The 21,129-nt window shown below is 53.3% G+C and carries 15 protein-coding genes, 1 tRNA gene and 4 pseudogenes; 10 read left to right on the top strand and 10 right to left on the bottom strand.

The features are described from left to right. Nucleotides 1–2: 2 nt before the first annotated feature. The 6 genes and pseudogenes from uvrC to BMX68_RS19215 all read left to right on the top strand — a co-directional run. Nucleotides 3–1,826, top strand: coding sequence for an excinuclease ABC subunit UvrC (uvrC, locus tag BMX68_RS19245; protein ID WP_026013469.1), 1,824 nt, complete (start codon nucleotides 3–5; stop codon nucleotides 1,824–1,826). A 32-nt stretch (nucleotides 1,827–1,858) separates the two neighbouring features. Continuing rightward, nucleotides 1,859–2,428 carry a CDP-diacylglycerol--glycerol-3-phosphate 3-phosphatidyltransferase gene (gene pgsA, locus BMX68_RS19240; RefSeq protein ID WP_026013470.1) on the top strand — a complete coding sequence of 190 codons (570 nt, stop codon included), beginning with the start codon at nucleotides 1,859–1,861 and terminating at the stop codon, nucleotides 2,426–2,428. Nucleotides 2,429–2,491: 63 nt separating this feature from the next. After that, nucleotides 2,492–2,567 (top strand) — tRNA-Gly (locus BMX68_RS19235). Between the two features lie 222 nt (nucleotides 2,568–2,789). Further along, nucleotides 2,790–3,272: pseudogene (locus BMX68_RS19230) on the top strand (tyrosine-type recombinase/integrase); the annotation flags it as partial. Between the two features lie 64 nt (nucleotides 3,273–3,336). Further along, nucleotides 3,337–3,865 (top strand): annotated as a pseudogene (locus tag BMX68_RS25200) (transposase); the annotation flags it as partial. Beyond that, nucleotides 3,846–4,038, top strand: a pseudogene (locus tag BMX68_RS19215) (tyrosine-type recombinase/integrase); the annotation flags it as partial. The pseudogenes BMX68_RS25200 and BMX68_RS19215, both read left to right, overlap by 20 nt. Nucleotides 4,039–4,174: 136 nt before the next feature. Here the strand turns inward: BMX68_RS19215 and leuS are convergent. The 5 genes from leuS to BMX68_RS19190 form a co-directional block, all read right to left on the bottom strand. Then, complete coding sequence (gene leuS / locus BMX68_RS19210) at nucleotides 4,175–6,769, bottom strand: leucine--tRNA ligase (protein WP_017134392.1); 2,595 nt, start codon at nucleotides 6,767–6,769, stop codon at nucleotides 4,175–4,177. A gap of 110 nt (nucleotides 6,770–6,879) precedes the next feature. Then, entirely contained in the window at nucleotides 6,880–7,941 is a 1,062-nt protein-coding gene (locus BMX68_RS19205) for a fatty acid desaturase family protein (protein WP_017134393.1), read from the bottom strand. A gap of 50 nt (nucleotides 7,942–7,991) precedes the next feature. Next, nucleotides 7,992–9,071 carry an MFS transporter gene (locus BMX68_RS19200; RefSeq protein WP_017134394.1) on the bottom strand — a complete coding sequence of 360 codons (1,080 nt, stop codon included), beginning with the start codon at nucleotides 9,069–9,071 and terminating at the stop codon, nucleotides 7,992–7,994. Beyond that, the gene (locus tag BMX68_RS19195) at nucleotides 9,068–10,285 is read right to left on the bottom strand and encodes an ATP-grasp domain-containing protein (protein ID WP_017134395.1); all 1,218 of its coding nucleotides are present in this window, start codon (nucleotides 10,283–10,285) and stop codon (nucleotides 9,068–9,070) included. Before BMX68_RS19195 ends, BMX68_RS19200 begins: the two co-directional genes overlap by 4 nt. Before the next feature lie 110 nt (nucleotides 10,286–10,395). Then, complete coding sequence (locus tag BMX68_RS19190; RefSeq protein WP_017134396.1) at nucleotides 10,396–11,634, bottom strand: aminotransferase class I/II-fold pyridoxal phosphate-dependent enzyme; 1,239 nt, start codon at nucleotides 11,632–11,634, stop codon at nucleotides 10,396–10,398. 1,303 nt (nucleotides 11,635–12,937) lie between these two features. Here BMX68_RS19190 and BMX68_RS26825 point away from each other — a divergent pair. After that, on the top strand, nucleotides 12,938–13,066 hold the full coding sequence (locus BMX68_RS26825) for a hypothetical protein (RefSeq protein ID WP_482211631.1): 129 nt from the start codon (nucleotides 12,938–12,940) through the stop codon (nucleotides 13,064–13,066). A gap of 205 nt (nucleotides 13,067–13,271) precedes the next feature. Here BMX68_RS26825 and BMX68_RS19180 read toward each other — a convergent pair. Together BMX68_RS19180 and BMX68_RS19175 are read right to left on the bottom strand one after the other, a co-directional pair. Next, a pseudogene (locus BMX68_RS19180) lies at nucleotides 13,272–13,627 on the bottom strand (type II toxin-antitoxin system RelE/ParE family toxin). Nucleotides 13,628–13,629: 2 nt separating this feature from the next. Then, the gene (locus BMX68_RS19175; RefSeq protein WP_017134397.1) at nucleotides 13,630–13,902 is read right to left on the bottom strand and encodes a type II toxin-antitoxin system ParD family antitoxin; all 273 of its coding nucleotides are present in this window, start codon (nucleotides 13,900–13,902) and stop codon (nucleotides 13,630–13,632) included. 343 nt (nucleotides 13,903–14,245) lie between these two features. Here BMX68_RS19175 and BMX68_RS19170 point away from each other — a divergent pair, with 343 nt between their 5' ends. The 3 genes from BMX68_RS19170 to BMX68_RS19160 all read left to right on the top strand — a co-directional run bounded on the left by BMX68_RS19170 (nucleotide 14,246) and on the right by BMX68_RS19160 (nucleotide 18,414). Further along, nucleotides 14,246–14,848 carry a hypothetical protein gene (locus BMX68_RS19170; protein ID WP_143063329.1) on the top strand — a complete coding sequence of 201 codons (603 nt, stop codon included), beginning with the start codon at nucleotides 14,246–14,248 and terminating at the stop codon, nucleotides 14,846–14,848. Nucleotides 14,849–17,040: 2,192 nt separating this feature from the next. After that, nucleotides 17,041–17,394, top strand: a complete 354-nt coding sequence (locus tag BMX68_RS25640; RefSeq protein WP_143063328.1) for a hypothetical protein — start codon at nucleotides 17,041–17,043, stop codon at nucleotides 17,392–17,394. Nucleotides 17,395–17,442: 48 nt separating this feature from the next. Further along, nucleotides 17,443–18,414, top strand: a complete 972-nt coding sequence (locus BMX68_RS19160; RefSeq protein WP_074862504.1) for a hypothetical protein — start codon at nucleotides 17,443–17,445, stop codon at nucleotides 18,412–18,414. Between the two features lie 65 nt (nucleotides 18,415–18,479). Here the strand turns inward: BMX68_RS19160 and BMX68_RS19155 are convergent, their stop codons facing one another. Genes BMX68_RS19155 through BMX68_RS19145 form a run of 3 tightly spaced genes read right to left on the bottom strand, consistent with a single transcriptional unit; the run spans nucleotide 18,480 to nucleotide 21,104 of the window. After that, nucleotides 18,480–19,223 carry an enoyl-CoA hydratase/isomerase family protein gene (locus BMX68_RS19155; RefSeq protein WP_017134403.1) on the bottom strand — a complete coding sequence of 248 codons (744 nt, stop codon included), beginning with the start codon at nucleotides 19,221–19,223 and terminating at the stop codon, nucleotides 18,480–18,482. 58 nt (nucleotides 19,224–19,281) lie between these two features. Then, nucleotides 19,282–20,598 (bottom strand): TRAP transporter large permease, encoded by a 1,317-nt coding sequence (locus BMX68_RS19150; protein WP_017134404.1) that lies wholly within the window; start codon nucleotides 20,596–20,598, stop codon nucleotides 19,282–19,284. After that, nucleotides 20,586–21,104, bottom strand: coding sequence for a TRAP transporter small permease subunit (locus tag BMX68_RS19145; RefSeq protein WP_017134405.1), 519 nt, complete (start codon nucleotides 21,102–21,104; stop codon nucleotides 20,586–20,588). The genes BMX68_RS19150 and BMX68_RS19145 overlap by 13 nt, the downstream gene beginning before the upstream one ends. Between the last annotated feature and the right edge of the window lie 25 nt (nucleotides 21,105–21,129).

The raw sequence follows: 21,129 nt of genomic DNA, 5'->3' as shown, positions 1-21,129 counted from the left end.
CAATGACTAATCTGTTCGATTCAAGTGCTTTTCTTGCCACCTGTAGTGGACGTCCCGGTGTGTATCGCATGTTCGACAGCGAGGCGCGCTTGCTTTACGTGGGCAAGGCCAAGAACCTGAGGAATCGCCTCGCCAGCTATTTTCGCAAGACCGGCCTCGCGCCGAAGACCATGGCTCTGGTGGCGCGTATCGCTCAGGTGGAAACCACCATCACCGCCAACGAAACCGAAGCGTTGTTGCTCGAGCAGACGCTGATCAAAGAGTGGCGGCCTCCGTACAACATTCTGCTGCGCGATGATAAGTCCTATCCCTACGTCTTTCTCTCGGCGGGCGATTACCCGCGCCTGAGCATTCACCGTGGGGCGAAGAAACTCAAGGGCAAGTACTTTGGGCCATATCCGAGTGCCGGAGCGATTAGAGAAAGCCTTGCGTTGCTGCAAAAGACCTTCCATGTGCGCCAGTGCGAGGACAGCTACTACAAAAACCGCACGCGCCCGTGCCTGCAGTACCAGATCAAACGCTGCAAGGCGCCTTGTGTCGGACTGGTGGAACCGCAGGAGTACGCCGAGGACGTGCGCCATTCGGTGATGTTCCTGGAAGGTCGCAGCAACGCCCTGACCGACGAACTCAATGTTGGCATGGAGCTGGCGGCCAGTACCCTGGATTTCGAGCGGGCGGCCGAATTGCGCGATCAGATTTCGCTGCTGCGGCGGGTGCAGGACCAGCAGAGCATGGAAGGTGGTACCGGCGATGTCGATGTCATCGCCGCGTTCGTCAACCCAGGTGGCGCCTGCGTGCACCTGATCAGCGTGCGTGGCGGGAGGGTCCTGGGCAGCAAGAACTTCTTCCCGCAAGTCGGGATCGATGAAGATGTTTCCGAAGTCATGGCGGCATTTCTCGGGCAGTACTTCATCAGCAGCCCCGAACGCGACCTGCCCAGCGAGCTGATCGTCAACGTAGTCCATGAAGACTTCCCGACCCTGATCGCCGCCATCGATGAGTTGCGTGGCCGTGAGTTGAGCATCAGTCACCGGGTGCGCGGTACTCGGGCTCGCTGGCAACAACTGGCGGTGACCAATGCCGAGCAGGCGCTGGGCGCACGTCTGGCGAACCGTCAGCATGTCGCCGCGCGTTTCGAAGCGCTGGCCGAGGTGCTGAACCTGGAGGAATCGCCGCAGCGTCTGGAGTGTTACGACATCAGCCACTCCAGCGGCGAGGCGACCGTGGCGTCCTGCGTAGTGTTCGGGCCGGAAGGGCCGATCAAGTCCGACTATCGGCGCTACAATATTGAGGGCGTGACCGCCGGCGACGACTATGCGGCGATGCATCAGGCGCTGACCCGGCGTTTCAGCAAGCTCAAGGACGGTGAGGGCAAGTTACCGGATATTCTGTTGGTGGACGGTGGCAAGGGACAATTATCCATGGCCCGCGATGTGCTCAACGAGCTGGCGGTGCCCGACCTGATCCTGCTGGGGGTGGCCAAAGGGGCCACGCGCAAGGCTGGTTTCGAAACCCTGTACCTCAACGATGCGGCTCACGAGTTCACCCTCAAGGGCGATTCGCCGGCACTGCACCTGATCCAGCAGATTCGCGACGAGGCGCACCGTTTCGCCATTACCGGACACCGTGCACGACGGGGCAAGACCCGCCGGACTTCGACTCTGGAAGGGGTGGCGGGTGTCGGGCCGAAGCGCCGCCGTGAACTATTGAAACATTTTGGTGGCTTGCAGGAGCTGTCCCGTGCCAGCATCGACGAGATCGCCAAAGCACCGGGGATCAGTAAAAAGCTCGCGGAGTTGATTTATGCAAATCTGCACAGCGAGTAGAATGCTCCCTCACCTCGTAGCCAGTTGTGCCGATGAATATCCCTAATCTGATCACCGTTCTACGCGTTTTACTTATTCCAATCTTCATCTTGCTGTTTTACCTGCCATACCAATGGAGCTACATGGCGGCCAGTTCGGTGTTCGCGTTCGCTGCGGCGACGGATTGGCTGGATGGGTACCTGGCACGACGCCTGGAACAGAGCACCCCCTTCGGGGCGTTCCTCGATCCGGTGGCGGACAAGCTGATGGTGGCGGTGGCGCTGGTCCTGCTGGTGCAGGAGCATGGCAACCTCTGGCTGACCTTGCCGGCGGCGGTGATCATTGGGCGAGAGATTGTCGTCTCGGCCCTGCGCGAGTGGATGGCCGAGTTGGGTGAGCGTGCGCAGGTCGCCGTATCGAACATGGGCAAATGGAAAACTGCGGCACAGATGCTGGCGCTGGTGATTCTGCTGGCCAACCCGTCGGACTTCAGTTTTTGGGTTCTGGTGGGCTACAGCCTGTTGATGATTGCCGCTGGTCTGACCTTGTGGTCGATGGTGCAGTATCTGCGGGCTGCCTGGCCGCATCTGAAGATCAATGCGGAAAATCCTGAAAAGAAATAAAACTATTTTGAATCAAGAGGTTGACGTGGTGCGTGGATTCTATAGAATGCGCTCCACCAAGACGCGGGAATAGCTCAGTTGGTAGAGCACGACCTTGCCAAGGTCGGGGTCGCGAGTTCGAGTCTCGTTTCCCGCTCCAAATATTGCGCTGCAGAGTTCCACTGAATTCTGTAAGTGATTGAAATCAGGACCTTCGGGTCCTTTTTTCGTTCCGGCGGGAACCACTGAAATCCAGCATTATCCGGTGCGTTTAAGTCCAGGATTAAGTCCAGGATTCTGATGCGCACTGAATCGGTTTGTTGCTGGAGCAGTTTGCGTAGCGAGATGAGCATCTGGCCCTGACTCTGTTCAGGAGCTCGCGATGGCACTCTCAGAAATGGCAGTTCGGCACGCCCGAATCACTGGTAATGACTACACTCTCGGTGACAGCGATGGTCTCACGCTCAATGTGACGGCCAGCGGCGGAAAAATCTGGCTTTTCCGTTACTACTGGACGGGCAAGCAGAAGCGCATGTCCTTGGGTTGTTACCCGCAAATCAGCCTCAAAGAAGCGCGCACACGACGTGACGAGGCGCACGCCTTGGTTGCCCAAGGCATCAATCCTTATGAGCACCGAAAACAGCAGCGCCGTGCTGTTCGTTTTGCGACAGAGCATACCTTCGAGGCCGTGTTCGATCAGTGGGTGGAGTTCCGCAGACTGAGCCTGAAGGAGGGCCGCCAAAGCACGCTCTCGCAAATCTTGAGAATCTTCAATAAAGACGTCCTGCCAACGCTGGGTGGGCGGTCCATCTACGACATCAGTCGTCACGATCTGTTGGATTTGCTGAGCAGGATCGAACAGCGCAATGAATCGCCCCAGGTTCCGTAGACACCTCCATGCCTTAAACTGAGGCCAATCAGGAGGTGCCATGAGCAACCCGCGTTATCCCGAAGAATTCAAAATCCAAGCGGTCAATCAAGTGACCGAAAAGAAGCTGCCTGTCGCTGATGTAGCGGCCCGTCTTGGCGTGTCGACGCATAGCCTCTACGCCTGGATAAAGCGCTACAGCAAACATCAAGAAGAACGGCAGCAGGACGATGATCAGCACGCTGAACTGCGTCGTCTGCGAGCAGAACTCAAGCGGGTCACTGAAGAGCGAGACATCTTAAAAAGGCCGCCGCGTACTTTGCCAAGGAGTGCGGCTGAAGTACGCCTTTATCAAGCAGCGCGCGGGCGACTATTCCATTCGACGGCTTTGCCTGACTCTGAAAGTCCACCCCAGCGGTTATTACGCCTGGTTGTCTGAGCCGCAATCTGCACGCGCTAAAGACGACCAGCGATTGCTGGGTTTGATCAAGCATTCATGGCTGGAGAGCGGCGGAGTGTATGGCTATCGCAAAATCCATGACGATCTGCGAGAGGTCGGTGAAGAGTGTGGCCGGCATCGAGGTCGTCGGCCTCGGCGTGTACGGTTTGCGCGCTACGGCCGCAACCAATGCCGTGGAGCATGAGGCGGACATCGCCAAGGTCCAGGCTTGACTGGGCCGCGCAAATATCAGCACGACACGGATCTGTGATCGCCGGCAAAATCGGCCGAAGGACGTCACCGACGTTTCGAGTAAAATACTAACCGCATCAGCGGCAACAGGTATATTCGTTTCAGCCGCTTTGATACGCTCTCCAACGAGCGTGCGCTGAAACTGAACGAAAAAGCCGGCATTTTCAGAAAATGCCGGCTTTCTGGTTTTCACAGGTAGCCCACAACGTCAGACGATGAAGTTCACCAATCGGTTAGGCACCACGATCATTCTTCCAGCGCCTTCTAGATACTTACTCAATACCTTGTCGCAGAGCGCTTGGCCACGGATCGTGTCATGGTCTGCGTCGGCCTGGACGAGAATCTCCCCGCGCAGCTTGCCGTTTACCTGCACCATCATCTTCACTTCATCCTGTTTCAGGGCTTCGCTGTCCGGAGTCGGCCAGGCACTGTCATGGATCGCGCCAGGGAATGCCAGCGCTTCCCAGAGTACCTGGGAAATATGCGGAGTTACCGGATGGAGCACCTGCAGGAGAATGGACAGGGTTTCCCGGCAGACCTGGCGGCCAGCGCTGCGGGCTCCTTCAAGCACCTTGAGCATCTTCATGGCGCCCGAAACGACGGTGTTGTACTGCAGGCGCTCATAATCGTTGTTAATCTGCTGCAGCAAGCCATGGATCTCGAAACGCACGCGGCTGGCTTGCGTGGTATCCGTCTCCAGGTCGCCACCTTCGTCCCAGCGAGTTTGCTCGTCAACGGCAACGCTCCAGAGACGGCGCAGGAAGCGATAAGCCCCTTCAACACCGCTGTCACTCCAGATCGTGCTCTGGTCCGGTGGCCCTGCGAAGATGGTGAACAGTCGGGCTGTGTCCGCGCCGAACCGGTTGATGATGTCCTTGGGCTCGACCACGTTGTTCTTAGATTTGGACATCTTCTCCACCCCGCCCAGACTCACGGGCAAGCCATCTTCGAACGCTGTGGCACTCACCGGGCGGCCTTTCTCATCGTAGTTGACCGATACTTCGGAGGGGTAGAACCAGCGCCGGCTGCCGTCTTCGGCCTTGCGGTAGTAACTCTCCCGCAGCAGCATGCCTTGGGTGAACAGGTTCTTGAACGGCTCACTGAAGTCCACCAACCCTTCGTCGCGCATCGCCCTAGTCCAGAACCTGGCATAGAGCAGATGCAGCACTGCGTGCTCTATGCCGCCGATGTACTGGTCGATGGGCATCCAGTAGCGACTGCCAGGCCCGACCATCGAGGTGTGGCAGTCCGGGTCGCAGTAGCGCATGAAGTACCAGCTAGAGTCGACGAAGGTATCCATGGTGTCCGTCTCCCGCAATGCGGGTGCGGCACAACGCGGACACGCGACGTGTCGAAACGCATCATGCTGCTCCAACGGATTGCCACTGCCGTCGGGAATGCAGTCAGTCGGCAATACCACTGGCAGATCTGCATAAGGTACCGGCACATCGCCGCAGTGTTCGCAATGGATAATTGGAATCGGTGTTCCCCAGTAGCGCTGCCGGGAGATGCCCCAGTCCCTCAAACGCCAAGTTGTGGCGTGCTCGCCGCATCCGCGCTCGGCCAGGGCATCGACGATCGCCACGGACGCCATATCCACCGTGAGGCCATCGTAGGCGCCGGAATTGATCAGGCGACCTTCCCTGCTGGCGTAGCTATCCGACCATGCGGCAGGGTCATGAGCCGCCCCTTTGAAGGCGATGACAGGCCGCATGGGCAAGCCGTATTGGCGGGCAAAGTCGAAATCACGCTCATCGTGGGCCGGCACTCCCATCAAGGCGCCTTCGCCATATTCACCGAGCACATAATTGGTGATCCAGACGGCGATCGGTTCCCCGGTTAATGGATGCTCGACATGCAAGCCGCTCCAAATGCCAAGTTTCGCCTGTGCGCCGGCTGCAGGGCTGGCCTGTGCCGACTGCCGGTACACCTGCACTTGTGGTTCGAGGCCAGGTTCGAGCTCGATGGCTCGCTTGGCCAAGGGATGATCAGGAGAGATAGCGCAGAACGTCACACCCATCAGCGTTTCGACGCGCGTGGTGAACACCCACAGCTTACCCGCGTCGATCAACTGCCCGCCGGCATCTTCGATCCCGTGCAGGAAGGCCAGGCGCACGCCACTGGTCTTGCCAATCCAGTTGCGCTGCATGCTGCGAACCATGTCAGGCCAGCCGTCCAGGGTATCGATGGCCGACAGCAACTCTTCGCCATACTGCGTGATGCGCAGGTAATAGCCGGGAATCTCGCGTTTCTCTACCAGTGCCCCGGATCGCCAACCCCGCCCATCCACCACCTGCTCATTGGCTAGCACGGTCTGATCGACGGGGTCCCAGTTGACGACCTGGGTTTTCTTGTAGGCCAAGCCCTTTTCCAGCAGCCTCAGGAAAAACCACTGGTTCCACTTGTAGTATTGCGGATCGCAGGTGGCGATTTCCCTTGACCAGTCGAACGCCAGGCCGAGCGGTTGCATCTGCGATTTCATATCGGCGATGTTCATCCGTGTCCATTCGGCCGGGGGCACTCCCGACTGCATGGCGGCATTTTCAGCCGGCAGGCCGAATGCATCCCACCCCATCGGCATCAGAACGTTATAGCCCTTCATGCGCAAGTGACGGGCCAACATGTCATTGATCGTGTAATTACGCACATGGCCCATATGCAATTTCCCGGATGGGTAGGGCAGCATGGAGCAGGCATAGAATTTTGGCCGACTCTCGTCTTCGACAGCCTTGAAGACTTCATCGCGAAGCCATTTGGCTTGAACCGTGCTTTCAACCCAGACTGGATCATACTGCTGCCGCATAGGCACTCCTCAATGTTACTGGCGCCGAGTGGCAATCAACTGCTCGACTCATGCGTTTTTGTTGGACATCACTCGGTCGACTGAACTTCACCTGACGCCGGTGCAGGTGCTTAGGACAAGCCGGTCGGATTCGAGCAGCCTTCTTTCTCTTTACGGCCTCCTGCCAACCAGCCATTGGGCCACACACTGAAGGCCCGAGGCGGCTTATATTTGGCTTTCAGTGACCGTAACAGGCTACCGTGGGTAATCAAGCAGAAATCAGGCTCAAAAAGATGCATATATTGTGGGATTTTGCGCCATGGAACTGTGGGGAAAATATGATGAGCGCCATGGTAGTTAAAGTTCATCAAACACACTCGCTCGAAGAAAATCGGTACCTTCACGTTGCGTGCGAACAGCGAGTCATTGATTGGGGTCTGGTAGTGGGCAAAGCTGTCCAGCACCGTGAGAATTAAGGCTCTGAGCAAGTAGAGAACCACTAGCACCCACAAGTTGCCGTCATATAAATAAGCACTGCAGCCCAACAACAGCAAGATACATGCACCCTCGGTACGCAGCGCACTCAACTTCTTGTTGCGCAGGGTGATGGATAAAGCCGAATGATCTGCCTGCTCAATTGTCGAGCCGTAGATGAAACTCATGATCGGAAAGATGAATCGGATTGGCAGGAAACATACGACCGCACTTAGTACGAAATCATGCCAGTAGGCACCAAACAACTTGCGATAGTAATAGTTTAATACCCTGCGCCTCGATGGATGAGGAGCGATATAGATCTCATCGCAATCATTCTCTGTACGGCTGATACGGTGATGGCGCAGATGATCGAAACGTTGCAAGTCATAGGCGATGCCCATGAATACCGCCATTACCTGCCCCATGCGCCGGTTTCTGCGAGCATCCGAATGCAGCAATCCATGGATCGCTTCATGCACCATCACACCTGTAGTCGAAGAGAACAGAAGGGTCGGTAGCAGGGTCAGCATGAACCAGGGGGTTATCGATAACAGCAGAGGGGCGATGAAGAACTGGTAAAGGTTGACCAGCACCAGAAATGCAAAGATCAGGTTGTTAGTCCTAACGTCGACGTCTTCGAAATCACGGGTTTTGACCAGACTCGGATTGCCACGGTACAAGCGGTCATACAGGTCTTGCGGCGGTACCTCACTCATGCTGAATACACCTTTTCCTTTTGATGTCTGAAACGAACGAGCCTCCCGGCTCAACTGCTTCGCGATGAAGAAACCTGCGAAGTCGAAACTCCCCGGACCACAGCAAACAGGCAGGCACTTCCTAGTGCAAGCCCAAACAATCCGTAGAGGCTCCAGCTCAGCGCGGTGATATGGGTGATGCCAAGAATCTCCCCCATCGTCCAGAAGAAGACGAATGACAGGATCAGCGCGGCATGCTCGAAGAACGCGTAAGCGCCAAATCCGATACCGTAGAAAATGCTCGCCATGGCCAGATTGGTGAGCGTGCTGAATCGAGAGGTCAAGGCGATCAAGGGTTGAGTAATCAGGATGACCAGTAACGCATTAACGAGCCCTATGGTTGCGAACGTGCTCGCTGAGCTGTCAACGGCCCTCAGATCTAGCCAAAGTGGCAACTGATACTCACGCTGCGCGTCCAGTATCGACAACGCGAAAAATAGTGCTCCGGCAACGACCACGATCTTTGGCATGTCTATCATGTCGCGCAAGATCCCCTGTCGCGCCTGCGGTCCATGAACCAGTCGCTCGGGCAGCGCTAGCAGGGCACTTGCCAGTAAGCACGCAACGCTCAGACTAGCGGCGAATACCATTAGGTACTGACTGTGCAGACCGAGTAGATAACCACCGATTACAAACAGCAGTGCCGAGCCTAAGTTGCTGGCCAGATGCAAATAGCCGAAGGACGCGATGCGGTTGGCGTCAGTGGTCGCCAATGAGGTCAGCATGCTGAACGTTGGCGTGATTACTCCTGCGCACAATATGAACAGCAGCACCATGATGATCGACAGGTGCGGGGTAGTGAACACCATCGCGAGTACTAGAAAGATAGATGAGCACGAAGATGTACCGAGTAACAACGGGCGAAAGGCGTAGCGACTGGCAAACGCTCCTCCCAACAGATTGCCCGTGAGGTAGAACGCCGATGCGAGAGTAATCACCAGCGCCACGGCCGGGCCATCGAGCTGATAGTGGCGGTTGAAGAACAAGGCAGCGAACGGCCCCAGTGCATTGGCCATGACGAAAAGCAGACGCAGAGCGATGATATTGTGCATAGTCGTCGGCAGCGCCACGCCTCTGATGAGTCCTCTCATTTGAGAACTACCTGAATGCCACGAACGTGCGCCGTGCTTGCTGCGATGCACGCGTGCACAGTGTCCGCCTGGGTGATAATAAACGCGGCTCGATCGAGAAAAGCCTGCGGCGGAACCTCCAAGGTACTGCCGATGGCGGCCTCGACGACCAATTGCGACGTGATCCCTGCGGGCTGTAAGATCTCGGCAGCTTGTATCTTGTCCAGCACTCCCGCACGGGGGGGGTAGATGAAGTCGATAGCGGCTACTCGATGGCGCGTCGATCGCAGGTCCAGGGGCACGCCTCGGAAGCCATCCACCAACAGTTTGAACAGATCCAGGCCGCTGGCGAGCTCTACTAGCTTCAGTATTTGATCTCCTCCGGCTCGGGTCGCCAACTCGATAACTTTCGCACCATCCTTGCCTAGACGAATCTCCGTATGCGTGATTCCCCATTGCACGCTCAGCGCTCGATGGGCCGCGATCACCAAGACCACCACCGCTGGTGGCAGTTCCTGCCCGCCCGGCTCAAAAGAGACCAGGTGACCGATTTCCTCGAAGTAAGGTGGCGGGCCGAGGCGCTTCTGAGTCACGGCAACGATATTCACCTCGCCGTCGACCACCACACTCTCAACACTGATTTCTGGCACATCGACATAGGTTTCCACCAGCGTCTCGTGCATGATGGCGCTGCGGGTACGTATCTGTTTTTCGCTAGCCTGCCTGGCCTTGATGGCCGCTTGAAGAGCCTGCTCGGTTTGAGCCAGCACAACGCCGATGCTGCCGGCCAGCTTTCTCGGCTTGATGACCACCGGAAAACCGATCTGCCGTGCTGCCGTGACAATTTCCTCATCGGTCATGGCGAGCACTGATACGGGCGACGACACATCGTGCCGGGCAAATGCGTCGCGCATCAGGCGTTTGTCTCGGCTCATACGGGCAGTATCCAGGCTATTGCCACGCAGCCCGAAGCGGGCGGACAACAATGCCACAGCCTCGACGTAGAATTCGTAGTAGGTGACCACCATGAACAAGTCGATACCGCGTTGTTCGACCTGGGCGGCGATCTCGTCAACCTGTTCCGGGTCGATATCTATCCAGTGCGTGACGTAGCACTTGGCCCATTCGGGCAGGCTGGTACCCACCAGGACCACCGGAGCCTGACGCGCCAGAGAGGCTAGCGCGAACTCACGGTATAACGGGTTACCAACATCGAGCAGTAAAATAGACTTCATAGCACTTGGCTTCCTAGCCATAGGGTTTCAAAGACAACATCGATCCATCCTTGAGTCGTGTGATCCAACGACTATTGCTGCCCACCGGAATACGGTTCATCGTCATGCACTCAACCATGGGCAACCGGCAAACCCTGACGGGCTCGCTCGACCTCGGCGCGTACGGCCGCACAGAAACCATGGATGTCCTCATGAGACATGTCAGCACGCATCATCACGCGCAGCCCTGACTTGTTTCTGGCTACAATCGGGAAGAACACGGCAGAGGTGTAGTAGCCGCGCTTGAACACACCCTCGGAAACTCCTATCGCCATGTCGGGGCTGTCCAGAGGAACGACGCGAATCGGCAAGCCAGACCCCGCATGCTCAGTAGGGAACAGGCTGTCGAACAGCTGGATGTTGGAGTTGAGCTTTTTCTGTAGTGCACCTAGTTCGGGAGATTGATGAATATCCAGCGAAGCCATTGAGGCACCGATGGTGGCTGGATTGACATACTGTGAATAGGACATCGGTCCGCCGAAGCGGCGGAAGACCTGTTGGTAATTCGCCCGTTCGGACATGAAAATTCCACCGCCGTTGGCCCCGAAGGCCTTGGCCAAGGAATACACCAGTATTGTCCGTGGATTGAGTTCCGGCATAAAGGTGCGAATGTAGCCCTCGCCCTTCTCGCCATAGGCGCTCAACGAGTGCGAGTCGTCAAAATAGAGGAATAGCCCGTACTTGTCCTGCAGTTGCAGGAGACGCTCGATCGGTGCGCTGCCGCCCATGCTGTAGGCCCCGTCGGCAACATAGGCGACCAACGGGTGGAGTTTGCACATTTCCTCAATGAAGTCGACATCATTGTGGTTGCAGGTAACCACTTGAGTCTCGTCACCACAGACCGCTTTGACTTGGTTCAAGGCAAAGTGCGCATGCTTGTCGAAGATCATGAACGGGCGTTGCCCATCCGTAAAAATTCCGCCTGCCAGTAATGGCAGCGATGCGACGATCCCCGCGCTGCATGAGGTTGCGGTGAAAGCGCTACACTTGAAGTGGGCAGACATGGCCTGCTCCAGTTCATCCAGTTCTTTCAGGCGGATCCGGATGCGGGAAGTTGGCAGGTTGACAGTGCCACTTTGTAGTACATAGTCCGCAGCCCATCTGGCCAGGCGTGGGTCGATTTCCAGCCCAAGATACGAACAGGAGCACATGTTCATGAACGCGTGCCCATTATGATCAATCATGCGGCTGCGCTCGACATGTCTGACACTCAAATCGGTCAACCCGGAGTTCTGTGCGAGTTGCCAGGAGGGATTGCCAATTTCGACCGTCCTTGCGGTATTAATATATTGATTCTTCAAGTCAGACATAAGCCTTCCATTAGCTTGGGTCAAGCATCAATAAAAATTGCCTTTGCGTATGCGCCGAGCGCTGCCAGACACCGATAAGGATTCATCGTGAACAAACTGATTTGCTTCTCAGATGCTGGTCACTACCAAGAGTTGAGTAGTCGGCTAAGCAAGGTCACATATGGCCAAAGCCTAACTTTCATGTCAAGCGGTTATTTAAAAAAAACAAGGGAGTCTTTGAATAGTAACGCCGAGGGTAATTTTTGTTGAATTATCTAATCTTTGGCGCATGAGATGGCAACATCTAGGCTTTGGTATACGGTTTTGGAGTGTGCTAGGCCCAAGCATTTTGGTTCGTTGGAAAACCGTTGATGTTTTCGATGGCGTCGGCTGGATTGTAGAAAAGCTCGCAAGGGCGTATAGATTCAATTCAAGAAATGCTTGTTGTATGCCTGCGCCATGTCAAAAATAGAGGCTTGTTAGTCCGAATAGCCATGAAGGCAGCTGCCGTAAATTGTTATGCGTATTCGTGAGTTAACGCTCTGAATAATGGAGTTTTTTTGATTGTCACAAACCCGTGATAATTTTTCGGATCCAATTTCTTGCAACGTTTGGTCACAGGCATTACCCTAGCCGGGTAATGCAATTTTGCAGAAGGAGTCATTACCTCGATAATTGAATGGGCTCAATCTGTAATTATTGGGTTTGGTTCAGTTGTCATTATCTTTAATGGTGGAATTTATAATCGTTGCTCCATCATTAGATACGTCAGGCTTTGCTTGCTTACGACCGGCCTGAAAATTTAGTATTGCCTTTGGTCCAGAGGTAAGGATCTGATGAAATGGATAGGTAAGGTGATATTTATTTCGATAGTGATTTCCTGATCACTTTTTTGCAAATGTGTGCTCGCATTTATGTGAGAACACGTATGAGCTTCCAGCACCCTTCAATACCGCAATCATCTTTAACTTTTTCATTGTCGCATTGACAACAGCTGTATCTCTTGGTCATAAGAAAACCACCTCGTTGGTTCGTCGCATCTCCGACGTAGCGAACAAAAGCCTAGTAGGGCCTATTGTGCGGAGGCCCGCTAAGGTCGAAGAAGAATTTGATAGCCTCGACGCCAAACTTCCACCAGTCAGTTTGATCACGTCAAAGACAACCGGATCAAGCAGTGGCGGGATCAGGAGTACACCTACGATGCGTGGGGCAACCTGATTGAAAAGCGCAGCGGCATGAACCGGCTGCAGACGTTCAGTTATGACATACAAAAGGCGCCAAGTGCTGGCACTTCCGCTGTTCCTGGGCGGATAAGCAACCCCGTATTTCTCTCGCTACCTATCCTGAAATTAGCCTACGAGATGCGGGGGCACTGGTCGCTAGGGGTATCGATCCGCGTGTCTATCGGCAGTTGAAGCGTAATGCCAGGCGCCTGGCCACGGAAAACGCCTAGGAAGCGATTGTTCAGCATTGAAAGTGGTACGCAAAGTTGAACATCGTGTTTCTGGTCGTGGGTCTCGATAGTCCGGTCGGGCCCAGAACCTCCCGCTTCAATTGGCCGCCGAGTCGGCTGACAGCGAGGGCGCTCAGGTTGAGATGTAGAGGAGCGCCTACCTTCGCTGTTCATGGCCGGTTAAGTCTTTAGACCAGGTCGGTGATCAGTCGTTGGGCAGGTGCAATTGCACTTCCATGGCGTCATGAAGAAGTCGGACGACCTCGATCACGTCGTCGTTTGTCACACAATAGAACACGATATACCGTGGGCTTTTGACCGTTCCATGGGTTTGTTTGGCCTGCTGGAGTGAATAGATGAGGCGATAGCTGCGGAGGCCCGGTGCAAGTTCATCGCGGTCGTGGCTGCCAATGCGATAAGGCGTGTCGGCAATCGCTTGCAGCGCCGCGAGGATCAGCGCCTGGTAGCGCTGGCGTGCTTGATCGCCGAACTGCGTCTGGGAGAGCCTGAGGATGTCGACAATGTCGGCGCCCGTCGCGTTGGAATCCGATACTGCGACATGCTCAGTGTTTCTCTTTCGCGGGGATCGCTGCTTCCAGGCTCAAGCCCTCGAGGTAGTGCTCCAGATCCCTTTCGTTCACCTGAGTAAAGCGCCCGTGCTCAAGGTCCATGATGCCGATTGAGGTCGCCTGACGCAGGGCCTCAATTTTGGCGGTGTCTTCGGCGACGCGCTGTTCCAATAGACGCAAACCTTCTCGCATCACTTCGCTGGCATTCTGATAACGGCCGGACTGTACCAGGTCCTGGATAACCTGTTCCAGGTGAGGGGTCGCCATTATCAGTCGCACCTTGCGCGATGTACGAGGTGCTCAAAGATGTCGGTGATGGTACGACGCGCACCATCCTCCTCCTCGGCGACCCGTAGCCTTGCCCGATAATAAAATCAGGCGCTGCGGGCAAGGTCAACCCACCACAACCCCTCAAACTATTTTAAAATGACGTGCTAAAACTATTAAATTTTCTAGGTTTATTCTGAAAATAATTGGCCAATCTATGGGTGTGTATGAAGAAAATCTGAAATTTGGAGAGGCGGACACAATAACCTGAGAGAGCGTTCAATATGATTTTTGGAAATAAAAATATTATTTATTGATCACTTTATAGATGCGGGTGAAAAAAATGAAAATATCTTGGGGTACTAATCCGGACTCTGAGCTTGAACAAGCTGTCATCTTCAAGGATAGCCTTCCCGAAAGGAATTGCGACATTTGTTTTACTGCAATTGTAGATAAGAGAGGTACATATGCAAGTGGAGAGGCATACATAGATTTTAGGCCGAGCGTGGGTTGGAAAGCGACGGTTAAAATGGATGAAAAGGTGCTTGTGCAATGGCCTCCTGGATCAGGATTCTTGGTTAGGGTGTATGTCTCAAGGACTGAGGTTCTATTTGGCTCCATGGATGTTCTCACACTAGCCGAATGGACTGGTTATAGTGAAAGTAGTGGGGGTAGTTATGACTGTTTGTTGCTGAGTGATAAGAAATACCCTTCATATCCAGTTGCCAATTTCCATACCGCTGAGCTAATTATAACCGATGCCACGAAAGCGACACTTTATAGAATAGGTACTATCAAAGGCAAGGGAGAGGACTATGCTTTTGACGAAGGTGAGTCATTTGTTCTACGGAACTACAACGATAAATTAACTGTATGGGATGGCATGATAAAAAATTGTCACGAGAAGGGCGCGTGCATTGAGGTTACGATAAAATCCAGAGAGTAAGTATGAATAAGCCCCATGAAGGACAGGGCACCGGTTCCCCATTGCTATAAGGGATAGGTAAACGGGTATGTTTGATGATAAAAATGGGGGGCTTGTGGGGTGGGAGCGACGGCACCGCTGGAATCTAGAGAAAAAACTGGCCATGGTTCGCGAGAGCCTTAAGTGTTAGTGGATCAGCTTTCAACCGGTGTTGACAGATATTTGCTTTATCGGAAATTCAACGGTTGTCGCTAGAGGATTGTGACAGGGTTTGTATAGTGAGTTGATCCATGTCCCCGTCAACACAGGGTCCAATGTCGACCTCTTGACCGGTAGCATATGCTGTTAGCAACATCAAAACTATAGCTCGGCCGCGTGCTTTATCTACTCCATACGATGGGCTCAGCATCATTTTATTATTTGGACTTTTTTTAAGTGTAAAAACAAGGTAATAATTTTTGTTATCATATTCAATAGAGTCTATTGCGCTGGATTGCTTCGCACATTTATAATCTTCAGCGTAAGCGTCTAGGCAGGAGAGGGCTGTTAAAACGAGAATGCATATGGCTGATTTTAGCGAGGTCATAGCGCACCAATGTTTGGCAAGGTGAAAATTTTAGAAATAGACAAGATTTTTCTTGAAGGAAAAATATCAGGGTTGGTAGCTGATGCGGATTTTATTAACCTCTCCATTCGTACAGTGAATATCAACATTCGAACCCGTAGCGAACGCTGCTCGTAATATTTCCATCATGGTTCGCCCATAGTCCGTGTCTATGTCATATTTTGGGCTTAGTGCCATCCAGTTGTACGGGTAGTTAATTATGGTAAATCTGACATGATCCTCGTTGTTGGAAAAACTGATCCTATCAATTTTTCCAATTTTATTGGGCGCTGGCGCACACGAGTAGGCTGCATATGATTCAGCGGATACCAGAAACAGATAACACAAACACATTAATCTCATAAAGCGCATTGGAGATTCACCTCATTAAATAGGGGTTATATCGTTAATGGCAAGCTCGTGATGGCGTTGGTATTAATCAAATAAAAGGTATGGTTGTTATGCTTCATGTTCAGCATGACACCATGTTTCATGTCCGCATATTATCGGGCTCCGAAACGGATTTTTCCCTAGTAATATTAATAGTTTTAGAGAAAATAAGATAAATTCAGTGAGAGGCTATACTACTTTAAAAAACCGGATTTTTTCTGGGGGTCATACATATCTAGAATGGCTCGAAGTAGTCATGCATTTCTGACTAACCTCAGTATCGTCGATTTGTGCGATAGAACGTCTGATTATAGGGCGTCACGCTCGTCCTGGCTCAGGGCATTGACCGGCGTGGCGCGTACCGTTGTAGTTTGTGCGTCGGTTTGCAAACGTCATCTTCTGTCCAGCGTTGCGCCCAGCTCGGCAGCGACGGCTTCAGCTAACCAGTCAACGAATTGCAGCCGTTCTGGCGACGAGGTTAGCGGTTCTTGTTGTCGTCCCCCCCAAGTAGACAGTGAGTTTTTGCTCAACCCTAGAATGGCAACGGCCTGCGCCAGTGCCTTTTCCTTGCCCGCAGCTTGCGCTCCAGTCCAGTAATACGCTACTTGGTGCCACGCGCTTTGATGAGTCCGGTCGGGTGACAACTATCCTGATACAGGGGAAAACTATAAAAATTACTAGGGAAAAGTATTTTTCAAAGTTCTAAATTGCAGTCGCGGTGGGTGAAAGCTGGTTCTACAGAGGTGCGGAAACTATGCTACTAACCCAGCCAAAAAATATATCCAGTCATGAATGCGATGAGCCTATTTGGTGAGGTGTAGTAATGTATATTTATAGGTTGATTATCTTATGCTTGTTTTTTCTGATGTCCACCGACTTATATGCAAATTCGTGCGCGCCAGCGCCGAACAAGATTGGTAAGATAGATAGGGTTCATTTTGATAACAGTTTTAATTATCTCTCTTTTGTGTTGGTTGATTATCCGTATGATTGGATGTTGATAAGCCCGGATTATGGTATCGACAAGAGTTATGGAAAGGTCATGACGGCAATAGTGTTAACGGCATACGTGACAGGTTCGGATGTGTATGTCGGATATTGCGAGGGAGATGGGCATGTAAATAAAGTTCGTATCAGCTATAAAACCTAAGGCCTTATTTTTCATAATCGCATCTAACTATTTCTCTCTGATTAGTTGCACTATTAACAATGGTATATCATGTTTTTCCTAAATAAATCAAATTTGTTTGTCATGATTGTGACAATTTTTTTCTGCGCACATGCCTACTCTGAAGAATATAAATGCCCACCGAGATCCGGCCCGGTAGATTCTATTGAGTATGGCAATGATATGTATTATCCGACTTTTACAATAAAGGGATATCCAAACTACAAGGTGAAGCTGAGTCCAAAATATGGCGTGGACAAGATAGGCGGGCGGATTATGGTTTCGATATTGCTAACAGCATATGCTACCGGTCGAGAGGTAAAAATTGATGAGTATTGCAGCAACGGAGAAATGAATAAGATAATTATAAATAATCTGCCGTTCTATTCTGTTGATGGTGGTTAGGGTTATTGGTTAATCTGGCTGGTTCGAATGAATATTGGAGAGAGATACATGTTCTTGGGTGTTGAGATGATTCTCTGCAGATTATATGAAATGTCGAATTTTTTTAAAACAGGTCTTTTAGTTTATTCATTGAAAGCTCTTGGTCTCATCCCTAATGCTCAAAGTATGAAATCGCAGCATTTTTTCACGAAGGCCAGGGGCGCGGTTTTTTTACTTTCTATTTTGTTTTTTTCCAGCGTACTGGCCGCACCCCCAAAGAAGGTCTATCGGGTTGATGATCGACCGCCTGAGGAAATATTTTCTCCAGAAAACACTAAGGCTTTTGCTCCTTGGGGAGAAAACGACTATTTATTGGCTCATGTTTTAGGGGTAAGCCTGAGGCAACTAGGCCCAGAGGGCTCTGCTTTTGTCGCAACAGCAGAAACGCTGGAAGCTGCACGTCAAGTTGCGCAGACGAGGTTCCGACTTACTCCGCCAACTCAGCGGGTCCGCCCGCTTTATATATATGAAATACGAGCAGAGCAGAATTTCTATGAGGTCGATCGTTATATGGAGGCTTTGGAGCGGAATCCTCCAGAAGATGAGAGTCGACGAGACATTGCTTTCGCACGATCGGCTTTTCGATACCAAAGAGAATGGGTTGCCTTCGGAGGGATTACCAATGCGCAAGTCAGGCTAGCACGCCGAATCTACTTTAATGAGGATACTCTTCAGATTGAAGAAGATGGTGTTGTTGAAAATGAGCATTTTGTAGCGGCTAATACGCGTGCTAATGACGGGATATTCCCACTCCAAGGAATGCACCCATTGCTTGGTAGACAGGCGTTCATTCTTAACTCGACGGTTGAATTTTTGAGTGGATTTGCAGTCTCGCTTGCTTATTGCCCTCCTCCTACCGTTGATAGAAAAATAAGGTTGAAAGTGGCAGAGAGCAATTGCAATAATCCTACAGTCATACACCTTGACCGCGATTTAACAGGCTTAAACGAAATATTGCCTATTCTCCTCAATGAAGATTAACGAAGCCTTTGTTTCGCAATGAGAGCTTCGACAAAGGCAAGCTGGCCGGACAGGTTAGTCAGCCGCTACAGTTTTTCCAGCGCCTGCAACCGTGCGGCAAGGCTGGCTGATTTCAGCGATTGATCATAGTGGCTGCGCATCACGGCTTCGTCCGCGGTATTGGCCGCTTGTGCCATCAAGTCGGCCTTCATTGTGATGAGCACGTTGGTTTCGCCCTCAAGAATACCGTCGATGTACCGGCGGACGGTGGCCTCTAGCTCATCGGCGGCTACCCGCTCGTGCAGAAAACCGATGCGCAGCATTTCGTCGTCGTCGATGCTAAGGCCCGTCAGGAACAGTTTTTTGGCCGCCGCCAGACCTAACAGTGTGACGTAGCGCCGTATGCCGCCGGGGTAATAATGCAAACCGATACGGGCGGCTGGCATGAACATGCGGGTGCCGCGCAGGCCGATCCGTAAGTCGCAGCACAACGCCAGATCGGTGGCGCCCCCATAGACGCTGCCATTGAGCACACACAGCGTCGGCAATGGAAAACGTTCGAGGTGATCCAGCATGTTTTCAAAGCGGCTGTCGAGTTGGTCATTGATTGCTCCCAGCGTATAGCCGGAGCTGAAGGTTTTGCTTGCGCTGCCGGTGATGATCAGCAAGCGCAATTCAGGCGTCTTCTCAAGTTGCCGTAGGTGGTGGCTGATCACATCACAGTCTTGTGGTGCGATACGATTGTGCTGGCTAGGGCGACACAGTGTGAGGGTTGCCACTGCACCCTTCAGTGTCAGCTGTGGCACACCATCTTCTTTCAAATCAGGCATTGGTCTTCCTCGCAGGGTGATTGGTCGTGGTACCGGATCTGTCGGTCATGTGCGTGGCTCAGGCAGGCCCCATCAACAGATCGGGTAACCCGGTGGCGATGCCTGGGACTATCGCCAGCAGCACGATAAAGGCCAGCAGAATGGCGACGAAGGGCAAGGCGCCCATCATGATGTCGCGCAGCGCAACCTGCGGCGCCACGCCACGGATTACGAACAGATTGAGCCCCATGGGCGGATGGATCAGGCCGATTTCCAGGTTGATCGTCAGCATCACCGCGAACCAGATCAGATCGATATTGCTATGCACCAGCACCGGCAGAATCACTGGCATGCTCATCAGGATGATCGAGACTGCCGGCAGAAAGAAACCGGCAATCAGCAGGAACACGTTGAGCACCAGAATCAGCTCCCAATTGCTCAGGTTCCAACTGAACATCCATTGCGCCAGGCTTTGCGTGATGTAGAGATAGGACATCATGTAGGCATACACCGCCGCGCCGGCCACGATCATCAGAATCATGCAGGACTCGCGCACAGCCTCGCGCATGATTGTCCAGAGTTCGGCCAGATGCCATGTCCGGTACACCACGACCACCAGCACCAGGGCCAGAAAGGCGGCAATTGCAGCCACTTCGGAAGGCGTGGCAAAACCGCCATACATGACCACCGTCACCGAAATGATGATGGCCAGGAACGGCAGAATGCGGATCAGCCCCGACATCTTCTCGCTGAGTGTGTAGCGTTCTGTCACCTGCTGCGGGTCATTGCGCAGTTGGCGATAGCTGCTGGCCCAGGCATACACGGCGAAGATCACCAACAGCATGATGCCGGGCACGACGCCGGCCAGGAACAGGCGTGCGATGGAGGTATGGGTGATGATGCCGTAGATGATGAAAGTCAGCGACGGCGGAATCAGAATGCCCAGCGTGCCACCTGCGGCAATCGCACCTGTAGCCAGGCGCGGGGGGACATTTCGGCGGATCATTTCTGGAATACCTACACGCCCGATGGCGGCAGCGGTGGCGGGGCTGGAGCCGCACATCGCGGCAAACAGGCCAGTCCCCATGATGTTGGCGATAACCAGGCCACCGGGAATTGCGCACATCCAGCGATGCAACGAATCGTACAGGTCCTTGCCCGCACGAGAGGCGCCGATGGCGCAGCCCAGCAGCACGAATAACGGGATGGTCAACAGCGCGAAGTTGGACAGTTCGCCGACGAAGGTAGTGGGTATCGCCGCAAGACCGTTCAAGTCTCCGAAGCAATAAAGGAAGGCCACGGACACCAGAATCAGCCCGAACGCAATCGGGATGCCGGAAAACAGCACGGCAAAGGTCACCACGAACAGCAACGCGCCAAGTTCTAATTCAGACATGCTGCAACCTCCTTCTCATGTGCATCACGACGCAGGCAATAGGCTTGATGCATGCAGCTCACGTACTGCAGGGCGGTGATCAGCATGCCCAACGCAATCGTGGCGTATTTGGGCCAGGCCAGAGGCTGCCAGATCCCCAGGGCGCGCTCCGCGGTGACGAAGGCGTGCTGAGTCATGCGCCATCCTTCCCAGGCCAGATACAGGCAAATCAAGCAGGCACACAGTTGTGCTATCAGTGCCAGCATGTACTTGAATCGCTCCGGCAGAATGACACTCAACAGGTCCATCTTGACGTGACCGCCAGTGGCTAGCGTGTAGGGCGATGCCAGGAAAATCGCCGCGATCATCAGTTCAATCGAAAGCTCCAGTTCCCATGAGTTCTGCAGGCCAATGGTACGCTTGAACACCATCCACGTGATGATCAGGGTCGCCGCCAGCAGCAGTCCGGCCGAAAGTACGGCCAGGGCAGTGCTGACACGGGTTATCCAGCGATCAAAGCTATGCATGTTCGTCTCCGCTTTTATTATTGTT

It is taken from the genome of Pseudomonas agarici, from assembly GCF_900109755.1.
Classification (GTDB): domain Bacteria; phylum Pseudomonadota; class Gammaproteobacteria; order Pseudomonadales; family Pseudomonadaceae; genus Aquipseudomonas; species Aquipseudomonas agarici.
This window is presented reverse-complemented; position numbering and strand designations above follow the sequence as displayed.